Genomic DNA, 10,852 nt, shown 5'->3' with positions numbered 1-10,852 from the left:
CCCGGCCGCGGCCCCTGCCGCAGAGATGGCAGCAGCGCCCGCACCACAAGCTGCAGCGGAGTCCGGGACGGCCGCGCCGGCAACCCCGCCGCCAGCCGCGAAGGCTGCCCCGGCCCCGCGGCGGGAAGTGCGCCCTGCCCCGACGCACGCCGGGCAGCGCAGCCGCGCGCCAGCAACGGCCGGGGGCACGGCGCCACGCGAGGCCGCCACGCCACCACCGCCGCAGGCGACCGAAAGCTTGTCCACCCAGGCGCCGGCCGTGGCCGCCGCACCGGCCGCTCCGGCGTATCCGGCCATAGCAGAGGCAGTCCCACGGCCGGCGATGCCGGCACCCGCGGCACCGCCGGCGGCCGCGCCGCGGGCAGACTTCGCACGCAAGGCAGCGCCACCGATGGCGGCCGCACGCGCCCCCGCGGCGCATACCGCATCCAGCATGGTCGTGTCGATCCAGGACGACCCCGCCGCCACGGCTGCGCGCATGCCGGCGGCGGCATCGGTCACGCTGCTGGCGGCCGAACCGGAAAGTGAGGCAATCAGGGAATGGGCGGGACGGCTCTGGCAGTCGATGCCGGCGGCGCAACGCCCGCCGGTGCCATTTGCCGTGCAGGCCGACCGCACGCTGGCCCCGGGCCAGGTGCGCATCGAACTGCGGCACGGCGCGCCGCAATGAGCGCGCCTGTGTGCTGGTGAGTGCTGGTCAGCGCGTGGTGAACGACCAGCTCAGGTCCACGGGCTGCGAACCCAGCCGGCCGGTGACCCGCACGCTGTAGCGCTGCTGGCTGGCCAGCGGCGCCACCGGCGTGCAGATCGCCAGGCCGCGTGCGGCGCTGCTCAGGCCCGACGAGCGGCTGTCGACCTTGAGGCAGCTGACGTTGTTGCCTTGCGCGTCGGTGATGACGAAATTGTCGGCATCGAACTGCAGCGAGGTGTTGATGGCCTGCAGCGATACCGGATAGCCCACGGTCTTGCCCTCGTAGCCCGGCGCGGGGTTGGGGCTTTCCGAGTTGACCCAGCTGGCCGGCACGTCGGCCTGGCCGTTGTACGGGTAGGCCACCATCTGGTTGTCGCTGCCGCCCTTCGATGCATCGGCCAGGTCGATGGTCTGGTAGTAGCTGGCCGACGTGCCGCTGCCATCAGGGCCCACGCGCTCGGCAAAGCCGCTGCCGGCCGAGCCGTAGCTGCCCAGCAGCGCGGCGCGGTGGAACGGCGCGTTGACCAGGTCCGACACCAGCGCGTCCTTGGGCGACATCGACAGCTGCGCATTGGCAACCGAGGTCCAGCGGTTGGCGCCGGCCACGACTTCCGCGGTGGCATTGGTCGGATAGGCGGCCTGGATGCGCTCGTTGGGCGTGGCGCCGGTATAGCCCGGCTTGCCGCTGGTCTCGTCGTGGGTCAGCGTGGCGTTGGCCAGCATGTAGGCAGTGTGGTTCTGCGCCACGGTATTGAGCGGATCGCGTGCCGCCAGCGGCGGCAGGCCCACCTGCTCGCGCCGATAGTTGGCGTAGCACAGGCCGGCGGTGCGCGGCTCTTCCAGCACGCGGTAATTGCTGACCGCACTGCCGCGCGCCGGCAGCAGCGAGACGCCGCCGCCCGCCGCGGGTGCCGGCGCCGTGCCGCTGACGGTATAGCAGGCACCTGCGGTGGAAGGCGTGCTGGAGCTCGAGCCGGATGGCGCGCTGGCCTGCCCGCTCGCTTGCGATGCGCCCGACGAAGTACCGCCGTCGCCGCCATCGCCACCACCGCCGCCACATGCGGACAGTGCCAGCGCCGCAGCGGCGCAAAGGGTGGTCAGGGCGAGCGTGGTGCGCCGCGCGCGTCGCGGCAGCATGGGTTGGTGATCAGCAAGCAAGCGTTTCCCGGTCATCGTTCTGAATCGTCGTGGTCATCTGAGGAAGGAACCTGCCCCGGGGGATCCGCAGGCGCGGACAGCCGGCGCGGCAACCATCGCCAGCACCGTGTAGACACGGGCTCGCGGCGGCGGCGCCGGGGGCAGAAAGACCGGACGATGGTATGGGCGCGGACCGGCAGGGTCTAGCCCATGAACAATTCCTTACGTGTGACCCGCGCGCGCCGCACCGGGGCGCCGCGGGGGGCGCTTGCAGTGCCCGCGATGCGGGCACGGGCGCACTTAGCTGGCGGCGGCCACGTCGGCCATGCCGGTGCCAAGCGAGGCCATCACGGCCATCAGCTGCTCGCGCAGCCAGCGGTTGGCACCGTCGTTTTCGCCGCCCGCATGCCAGTACAGGTGCAGTTCCAGCGACGGCACCTTGAACGGCAGCGACAGCAGGCGGTTGGCATAGGGCTCATTGGCGATGCGCGCATAGCGCAGCGGCAGCGTGGCCAGCAGGTCGGTGCAGCTGACCACGCGGCACGCGGCCGCGTAGTGCTGGCAACGCAGGCGTACGCGCCGCGTCAGGCCCATGCGGTGCAGGGCCTGGTCTTCCAGCCCGGCGCCGCGGCGGCGCGACGACACGTGCACATGCTCGGCCGCGAGGTAGCGCTCAAGCGTCAGCTCCTTCTTCACCAGCGGATGGTCGCGCCGCGCCAGCACCACCATCGGATCGGCCATGAACGGCGCGTGGTGGATGGCGGGCGAGACCGGCAGCAGGATGTCCAGCGAGGCGTCCAGCGTGCCGGCCAGCAGCTCGGATTCCATCTCGCGGCGGTCGAAGCGGATCGCGGCGATCTCCACCTGCGGCGCCATCGCCGTGACGCGCGCCATCAGCGGCGGCAGCAGCGTGGATTCCAGCGCGTCGCGCATGCCGATGGTGAAACGCCGCACGGTATTGGTGGGATCGAAGTGCGGCGTATCCTGCAGCGTGCGTGCGAACGATTGCAGCGCGCTGCGCACCTCGGCGGCCAGCGAGCGCGCCAGCGGCGTGGGCGCCATGCCCTGCCCGCGCCGCTCGAACAGCGGGTCGTCGAACAGCGTGCGCAGCCGGCCCAGCGCATGGCTGACCGCGGGCTGCGTCAGGTTGAGCTGGCGCGCGGCCGCGGTGATGCTGCCTTCGCTGTAGATGGCGTCGAACACCACGAAGAGATTCAGGTCGATGCGGGAGAGCTGCATGCCGGAGATTCTGTCACGGAATGCAGGAAATTGATACTGGCAAATCCAGAAAATTCATTTTTCTTATTACCAGCTTTCAGATAGAGTGCATTCCATCGGCCCATGCCGCATTGATGCCGAGGCCTGCCGAGGCCAACGAGGCGCCGCCGCCCACCCCGGCGTCCACTGATTCCGTAGCGAGGAGACCACATGGATTTCGAATACAGCCCGAAGGTCAAGGAAATGCAGGCCAAGCTGCTGGCCTTCTTCGACCAGCACATCTACCCGAACGAAAAGCGTTTCGCCGCAGAGATCGACGCCAACCGCCGCGCCGGCAACGCCTGGGTGCCGACCAAGGTGATCGAGGAGCTGAAGCCGCTGGCACGCGCGGCCGGCCTGTGGAACCTGTTCCTGCCGCGCTCGCCGCGCGCCCCGCAGGGCCTGTCGAACCTGGAATACGCCACGCTGTGCGAAATCATGGGCCGGGTGCCCTGGTCGGCCGAGGTCTTCAACTGCGCGGCCCCCGACACCGGCAACATGGAGACGCTGGAGCGCTATGCCTCCGAGGAACTGAAGGACAAGTGGCTCGAGCCGCTGCTGGCCGGCGAGATCCGCTCGGCCTTCCTGATGACCGAGCCGGCCGTGGCCTCGTCGGACGCGACCAATATCGAATGCCGCATCGAGCGCGACGGTGACCACTACGTGATCAACGGCACCAAGTGGTGGTCGTCGGGCGCGGGCGACCCCCGCTGCAAGGTCTACATCGTGATGGGCAAGACCAATCCCGACGCCGGCCGCCATGAGCAGCAGTCGATGATCGTGGTGCCGGCCGATACCCCGGGCATCACCATCAAGCGCTTCCTGCCGGTGTTCGGCTACGACGACGCGCCGCATGGCCATATGGAGATCGAGCTGAAGAACGTGCGCGTGCCGGCCTCGAACATCCTGCTGGGCGAAGGCCGCGGCTTCGAGATCGCGCAGGGCCGCCTGGGCCCGGGCCGCATCCACCACTGCATGCGCAGCATCGGCGTGGCCGAGCGCGCGCTGGAACTGATGTGCAAGCGCGCGCTGTCGCGCGTGGCCTTCGGCAAGCCGGTGTCCAGCCAGGGCGTGACGCAGGAACGCATCGCCGAAGCCCGCTGCGAGATCGAGATGGCGCGCCTGTTGACGCTCAAGGCCGCGTACATGATGGACACCGTGGGCAACAAGGTGGCCAAGGCCGAGATCGCCATGATCAAGGTGATCGCCCCGAACGTGGCGCTGAAGGTGATCGACTGGGCCATCCAGGTCCATGGCGCCGCCGGCGTCTCCAGCGACTTCCCGCTGGCCAACTGGTGGGCGCACCAGCGCACGCTGCGCCTGGCTGACGGCCCGGACGAGGTGCACCGCAACGCCATCGCCAAGCTGGAACTGGCCAAGCACATGAACCTGAACCCGGACGACATCAGGATGCCGGTGGCACGCGGGTTCTGACCGCCTGGCAACGCCGCGGGGCTTCGGCCCTGCCGGCAGTATGGAAAACGCGCAGCCAGTCTGCGCGTTTTTTTCTTCTGTGCTTAAATCGCCCGGTTCGCCACGTCAGTGGTTGATGTGGCCATCCCCAACGATCGCAGCCAGGAGATCTTTTGCGATGATCGACGTCTACACCTGGGCCACGCCCAACGGCCACAAAGTCCACATCATGCTGGAAGAATGCGGCCTGGAGTACAAGGTCCATCCGATCAACATCGGCGCCGGCGACCAGTTCGGCGAGGACTTCCTGAAGATCAGCCCCAACAACAAGATCCCCGCCATCGTCGACCCCGACGGCCCGGACGGCAAGCCGATCTCGCTGTTCGAATCGGGCGCCATCCTGCTCTACCTGGCCGGCAAGACCGGCAAGTTCCTGCCCGAGGACGTGCGCGGCAAGTACGAGGCGCTGCAGTGGCTGATGTTCCAGATGGGCGGCGTGGGCCCGATGCTGGGCCAGGCGCACCACTTCCGCATGTACGCGCCCGAGAAGATCGAGTACGCGGTCAACCGCTACACCAACGAGGCCAAGCGCCTGTACGGCGTGATCGACACGCAGTTGTCAAGGCACGCCTACCTCGCCGGCGAGCAGTACACCATCGCCGACATCGCCACCTTCCCGTGGCTGCGCAGCTGGCAGAACCAGGGCGTGGACCTGGACGACTACCCGAACCTGAAGCGCTGGTTCAACGAGATCGCCGAGCGCCCCGCGGTCAAGCGCGGCGTGGAAGTGCTGGCCAGCGCGCGCAAGGCGCTGCAGGACGACAAGGCGCGCGAGGTCCTGTTCGGCGCCACGCAATACAAGCGGCACTGAGCACGGCACTGCGGCAGCCGGGGCCCTGGCCCCGGCCGACCCGCCTGGCATCAGGCCGGCGCCAGCGCGTGGCACGCAAGGACATACCCGTCCGCGCGCCGGCCGCCGCGGGCCGCAACACCAATGTCGACGTCATCGCCCGGCCCGAAGCAGCACAGCAGGCCGGTGCCCGGCAACAGCACGTCGAGCCGGCATGACTCGTGCGGGTCCGGCGCGTAGAGCGTGCCGGGCTGCAGGAAGGCCATGTCCCCACCGGCCCGCACCAGCGCGCCATGCCAGTGCAGGCCGATGGCGCCGCGGTAGCACAGCGCCCAGCGCAGCCCGCGCGCCTGCAGCCGCTGCGCCCAGTCATCGCCCGACTGGTCGAGCTGGATGAACTCCGGCCGCATGCCCTGCTCCGGCTGCGGGCCCTCTGCCCGCACCACCTCGGCCGGCAATACGTGCATACCGGCCATCCCCTCTGCGCCATTGGCCTCGACCGCGGCAATGCCGCCCAGCGCGCAGTGCCATCCGCCCGCAGGCAGCGCCACCGGCCGCGAGGCATCGGCCGGCCCTTGCGGCACGGTGCGCACCAGGATGGTGTCGACCATCGCCTGCACCTGCATCGGCACGCCTGGCGCCGGCGCAAACAGCTCGCCGCCGCCCAGCAGCAGGCAGCCGCGCCCGGGCGACCACAGCCGCAGCCCCCCGCGCAGGCAGCCCCACCATTCATGGCGGTCCGCGGCAAATTCAGCCTGGGTCTCGCCGGCGCAGAGAAAGACGTAGTCGCAGGTGCTGCCGAGGCCGGCAGCAGCGGCAAGCAAGCGTGACTGGAACCCGGGAATGAAGTCCGACGGCGCGTGGCGGTCGGCATGGAGGGCGCGCATCCGCGCCTCGAACAGCGTGAAGATCTGCATGGCAATCCCCCTGCAGGGCGACAGGCCGCACGGCGGCTGTCCGCGCACGCGGCGCACGCATGACAGCGTTGCGCGCAGCATTGCGCAGTGGCCCGTTTGGCTCGGCCATGCAGGCCGTCCGGTTGATGCCATCGTGTCGCGCCATTTTGCCTGGCGCACCCCTCAATTTGCGGATCGGACACCGATAGTGAGGATGAGGATATGCAGATGTTGGCGAGCGCCAGGTTGCGCTTGCCGCTTTCGATGCCGCTCAGGTATGAGCGCGACAGTCCGCTTTCAAGGGGCTGGCCGAGACGCTCGCCGTGCCGACCCTGGAGATGCTCGACTTCAGCCGCCATGACGCCAGCCAGCTGCAGGTGGAACAATCCCGCGCGCCCTTCGGCAACCGCCAGCGCGCGGCGATCGAGGCCACCGTGCGCCATATGGCGGAGCTGACCGAGCCCGAGCTGAACCTGGTGGCCGCGGTGGCACGTGCGCTGGCGGGCAAGGGCAGCTTCCGCCCGTCGCTGACTCACGCTCCTAACACCGCCTCCGATGCCAACGGCGACAACGCAGACTAGACGCCCAGCATGCCCTGCCGTTCGATAAAGCGGATCACCTCGTCCAGGCCCTGCCCGGACTTGACGCTGCCCATCACGAACGGCCGGGCGCCGCGCATCTTGCGCGCATCGCTCTCCATCACTTCCAGCGATGCGCCGACGTATGGCGCCAGGTCCGTCTTGTTGATCACCAGCAAGTCGGACTTGGTGATGCCCGGCCCGCCCTTTCTCGGAATCTTCTCACCGCCGGCTACGTCGATGACGTAGATCGTCAAATCAGAAAGTTCTGGGCTGAAGGTGGCGGCGAGGTTGTCGCCGCCGGACTCGATGAAGACCACGTCAGCATCCGGGAAGCGCGCCAGCATGCGGTCCACCGCCTCTAGGTTGATCGAGGCGTCCTCGCGGATCGCGGTGTGCGGGCAGCCGCCTGTTTCCACGCCCATGATGCGTTCCGCCGGCAGCGCGCCGGAGATCGTCAAGAGGCGCTGGTCTTCCTTGGTGTAGATGTCGTTGGTGATGGCAACCAGGTCATAGCGGTCGCGCATCGCCTTGCACAGCATTTCCAGCAGCGTGGTCTTGCCGGAGCCAACCGGGCCGCCGACGCCGACGCGCAGCGGAGGATTCTTCTTGGTACGGGCCTGGGTCATGGTGCGATATGGGTTCAGGATCGGAACAGCCGGGAGTACTGCGTTTCGTGGCGCGCGGAAAGCAGGCCCAGCATCGGGGAAAAGGTGGAGAGTTGCGGCGGCGTGGCTTCGGCGCGGCGCGCGGCTTCATCGACCGTGTCGAGCACCGCGCCGTGCAGGCGCCGCAGCATGTGCTGCCCCGCCACCTGGCCCAGCGGCACCGCCTTGATCGCCGCGGCGACCTGGTTCTCGGACCAGTTGAAGCAATAGGCGGCGAGGCCGTCGCGCGCCTCGACCTGAAGCGCCACGCATGCCGCAGTGAACGCCGTCGGCAGGCACACCGGCGACAGCGCCGCCAGCGTCTCGCGCAGCACGGGCGCGCCCCACTCCATCTGCGCAATCAGCCTGGACAGCGACCAGCCCATCTGCTCGGTCTCAAGCCGCAACTCGGAAGTCTCGCGCGTGGCGCGGAACCAGTCGTTCCACGTCCGTACTTGCCCAGCATCGCCTGCCAGCCAGTGGCGATGCAGCAGCAGCCACAGCGGCGCTTCGCATTGCGCCTGCACATGCAGCAGGTTGTCGCGAATCCATCGTTCCGCGCTCGGCGCATCGTGCACGCTGCCACAATCGATCGCAGCTTCCAGGCCTTGCGAATAGCTGAAGCCGCCGATCGGAAGGGATGGCGATGCCAGATGGAGCAGCGAGATCAGTTGGGGGAGGCCGGTCATGACACGCAATCAATGCTTGTGTCCGCCATGCTCGTCGTGGACATGGTGCGGATCACCGTGATCGTGGGAATGACCATGTCCGTGCGAAGGCCCATGCGAATGCCCGTGGTCGTGCCCATGATGCTCATGAAACACCGCCTGCGCCGCCGCATAGTCCTCCGCAAACGTCGCATCGTGCCCATGCTTGTGCCCACCGCCATAGGCCCCCGCCTCCGGCTCGAACGGCAGCTCGGCACGTTCGGCGCGTACGCCCAGGCGCTGCAGCATGTCGGCCAGCACCGGGTCGTATTCCAGCCGCAGGTAGTCGCGCCCGATCTCCACCGGCGTATGGCGGTTGCCGAGGTGATAGGCCGCACGCATCAGCGCATGCGGGTCTTCCGCGCGCACTTCCAGCACCGCCTCGGTAGCGGCCTGCACTTCCACGAAGCTGCCGTCTTCGGCCACCAACAGGTCTCCGCCGCGCAGTACGGTGCCGCGCGGCAGGAACAGCGCGGCTTCGTCGCCGTTGTCGAGCACCGCGCGCAGGCGGCTCTTGCTGCGTTCGGCGAAGGGCAGGACCAGCTTGGGCGCGCTGCGCACCAGCACGGGCGCGATACCGTGCGGGGCGCTCAGGAGTTTATCGATCTTCAGCATGGGCGATGCGGGGCGCGGGGCCCCGGCCAGTCAAAACAGGAAATAGCGCTGCGCCATGGGCAGCTCGGTGGCGGGCTCGCAGGTCAGCAACTGGCCGTCGGCAACGACCTGGTAGGTCTCCGGATCGACCGTGACATGCGGTTGCCAGTCATTGTGCACCATGTCGCGCTTGCTTACCGTGCGCGTGCCGCGCACCGCCGACAGCGTCTTGGCCAGCCCGTAGCGCTCGCCGATGCCGGCCGCCAGCGCCGCCTGCGACACAAAGGTCAGCGACGAGCGGTGCAGCGCCCCGCCGGCCGAAGCGAACATCGGCCGGTAGTGCACCGGCTGCGGCGTCGGGATCGACGCATTGGGATCGCCCATCGCGGCCGCGGCAATCATGCCGCCCTTCAGGATCAGGCTGGGCTTGACGCCGAAGAACGCCGGACGCCACAACACCAGGTCGGCCCACTTGCCGACTTCGATCGAGCCCACTTCATGGGCGATGCCGTGCGTCAGCGCCGGGTTGATGGTGTACTTGGCGACATAGCGCTTGACGCGGAAGTTGTCGTGCCCGCCGCGCGCATCGTTGGGATCGCCCGGCAGCTTGCCGCGCTGCAGCGCCATCTTGTGCGCGGTCTGCCAGGTGCGGATGATGACCTCGCCGACGCGCCCCATGGCCTGCGAGTCGCTGGAGATCATCGAGAACGCGCCCAGGTCGTGCAGGATGTCTTCGGCGGCGATGGTCTCGCGGCGGATGCGGCTTTCGGCAAAGGCGATGTCCTCGGCAATCGACGGGTCCAGGTGGTGGCACACCATCAGCATGTCGAGGTGCTCGTCCAGCGTGTTGACCGTGTACGGGCGCGTCGGGTTGGTCGACGACGGCAGCACGTTGGCCTCGCCGCACACCTTGATGATGTCGGGCGCATGGCCGCCGCCGGCGCCTTCGGTGTGGTACGTATGGATGGTGCGGCCCTTGAAGGCGGCGATGGTGGTCTCGACAAAGCCGGCTTCGTTGAGCGTGTCGGTATGGATCGCCACCTGGGTGTCGGTCGCGTCCGCCACCGACAGGCAGGTATCGATCGCCGCTGGCGTGGTGCCCCAGTCCTCATGCAGCTTCAGGCCGATCGCGCCCGCTTCCACCTGCTCCAGGAGCGGCCCCTGCTGGCTGGCATTGCCCTTGCCCAGCAGGCCGATATTCATCGGGTAGGCATCGGCCGCCTGCAGCATGCGCTCCATGTACCACGGCCCCGGCGTCACGGTGGTGGCGAAGGTGCCGGTGGCCGGCCCGGTGCCGCCGCCGATCATGGTGGTGACGCCGCTCATCAGCGCCTCTTCGATCTGCTGCGGGCAGATAAAGTGGATATGGCTGTCGATGCCGCCGGCGGTGACGATCATGCCCTCGCCCGCGATCACCTCGGTGCCCGGCCCGACCACGATGGTCACGCCCGGCTGGATATCCGGGTTGCCGGCCTTGCCGATCGCCGCGATACGCCCGCCCTTCAGGCCGATATCGGCCTTGACGATGCCCCAGTGGTCAACGATCAGCGCATTGGTGATGACGGTGTCGACGCAGTCCCTGGCCATGCGCTGGCTCTGCCCCATGCCGTCGCGGATCACCTTGCCGCCGCCGAACTTCACTTCCTCGCCATAGATGGTGAAGTCTTTCTCGACCTCGATGATGAGCCCGGTATCGGCCAGCCGCAGGCGGTCGCCGGTGGTCGGGCCGAACATCTCGGCATAGGCCTGCCTGGAGATCTTTGCCATCACAGCGCTCCCATGATCTTGCCGTTGAAGCCGTAGACGATGCGGTCGCCGTCCAGCGCCACCAGTTCCACGGTGCGCGTCTGGCCGGGCTCGAAGCGCACCGCGGTGCCGGCGGCAATGTTCAGCCGGAAGCCGCGCGCGGCTTCGCGGTCGAACGCGAGCGCGGTGTTGGTCTCGTAGAAATGGAAGTGCGAGCCGACCTGGATCGGCCGGTCGCCGGTATTGGCCACCGTCACGCTGATCGTGGCGCGGCCGGCATTCAGTTCGATCTCGCCGTCGGCGGGCATCAGTTCACCGGGGATCATGGCCATCCTC

12 protein-coding genes are annotated in these 10,852 nt (G+C 68.5%); 4 read left to right on the top strand and 8 right to left on the bottom strand.

Features of this window, described 5'->3' with window-relative positions; all coding sequences use genetic code 11:
- Positions 1–391 precede the first annotated feature (391 nt).
- A complete protein-coding gene (locus CF68_RS38345; RefSeq protein WP_235205773.1) occupies positions 392–670 on the top strand; it encodes a hypothetical protein in 279 nt (92 codons plus the stop codon).
- A gap of 27 nt (positions 671–697) precedes the next feature.
- Here the strand turns inward: CF68_RS38345 and CF68_RS14890 are convergent, their stop codons facing one another.
- Positions 698–1,828 carry a CAP domain-containing protein gene (locus CF68_RS14890; RefSeq protein ID WP_235205772.1) on the bottom strand — a complete coding sequence of 377 codons (1,131 nt, stop codon included), beginning with the start codon at positions 1,826–1,828 and terminating at the stop codon, positions 698–700.
- Positions 1,829–2,128: 300 nt separating this feature from the next.
- Positions 2,129–3,067, bottom strand: a complete 939-nt coding sequence (locus CF68_RS14885; protein WP_035819998.1) for a LysR family transcriptional regulator — start codon at positions 3,065–3,067, stop codon at positions 2,129–2,131.
- Between the two features lie 189 nt (positions 3,068–3,256).
- On the opposite strand from CF68_RS14885, the gene CF68_RS14880 reads away from it, so the two are divergent.
- Entirely contained in the window at positions 3,257–4,519 is a 1,263-nt protein-coding gene (locus CF68_RS14880; RefSeq protein WP_010809091.1) for an acyl-CoA dehydrogenase family protein, read from the top strand.
- Positions 4,520–4,676: 157 nt separating this feature from the next.
- Entirely contained in the window at positions 4,677–5,369 is a 693-nt protein-coding gene (locus CF68_RS14875; RefSeq protein ID WP_035819997.1) for a glutathione binding-like protein, read from the top strand.
- A 50-nt stretch (positions 5,370–5,419) separates the two neighbouring features.
- Here CF68_RS14875 and CF68_RS14870 read toward each other — a convergent pair whose 3' ends face one another.
- Positions 5,420–6,265: a hypothetical protein gene (locus CF68_RS14870; protein WP_035820045.1), complete on the bottom strand. Its 846-nt coding sequence runs from the start codon at positions 6,263–6,265 to the stop codon at positions 5,420–5,422.
- A gap of 302 nt (positions 6,266–6,567) precedes the next feature.
- On the opposite strand from CF68_RS14870, the gene CF68_RS14860 reads away from it, so the two are divergent.
- Complete coding sequence (locus CF68_RS14860) at positions 6,568–6,825, top strand: hypothetical protein (protein ID WP_235205771.1); 258 nt, start codon at positions 6,568–6,570, stop codon at positions 6,823–6,825.
- Here the strand turns inward: CF68_RS14860 and ureG are convergent.
- Genes ureG through CF68_RS14835 form a run of 5 tightly spaced genes read right to left on the bottom strand, consistent with a single transcriptional unit; the run spans position 6,822 to position 10,842 of the window.
- Positions 6,822–7,451 carry an urease accessory protein UreG gene (gene ureG, locus CF68_RS14855; protein ID WP_013956047.1) on the bottom strand — a complete coding sequence of 210 codons (630 nt, stop codon included), beginning with the start codon at positions 7,449–7,451 and terminating at the stop codon, positions 6,822–6,824. The genes CF68_RS14860 and ureG overlap by 4 nt on opposite strands.
- A 14-nt stretch (positions 7,452–7,465) precedes the next feature.
- A complete protein-coding gene (locus CF68_RS14850) occupies positions 7,466–8,158 on the bottom strand; it encodes an urease accessory protein UreF (RefSeq protein ID WP_035819995.1) in 693 nt (230 codons plus the stop codon).
- A 9-nt stretch (positions 8,159–8,167) separates the two neighbouring features.
- A complete protein-coding gene (ureE, locus tag CF68_RS14845) occupies positions 8,168–8,791 on the bottom strand; it encodes an urease accessory protein UreE (protein WP_035819993.1) in 624 nt (207 codons plus the stop codon).
- A 30-nt stretch (positions 8,792–8,821) separates the two neighbouring features.
- Positions 8,822–10,540, bottom strand: coding sequence for an urease subunit alpha (ureC, locus tag CF68_RS14840; RefSeq protein ID WP_304413116.1), 1,719 nt, complete (start codon positions 10,538–10,540; stop codon positions 8,822–8,824).
- Entirely contained in the window at positions 10,537–10,842 is a 306-nt protein-coding gene (locus tag CF68_RS14835) for an urease subunit beta (protein WP_035819990.1), read from the bottom strand. The genes ureC and CF68_RS14835 overlap by 4 nt, the downstream gene beginning before the upstream one ends.
- Between the last annotated feature and the right edge of the window lie 10 nt (positions 10,843–10,852).

Source organism: Cupriavidus sp. SK-4 (genome assembly GCF_000611125.1).
GTDB classification, from domain to species: Bacteria; Pseudomonadota; Gammaproteobacteria; order Burkholderiales; family Burkholderiaceae; genus Cupriavidus; species Cupriavidus necator.
Note: the sequence above shows the minus strand (reverse complement) of the source record. Positions and strands in the feature narration are given on the sequence as shown.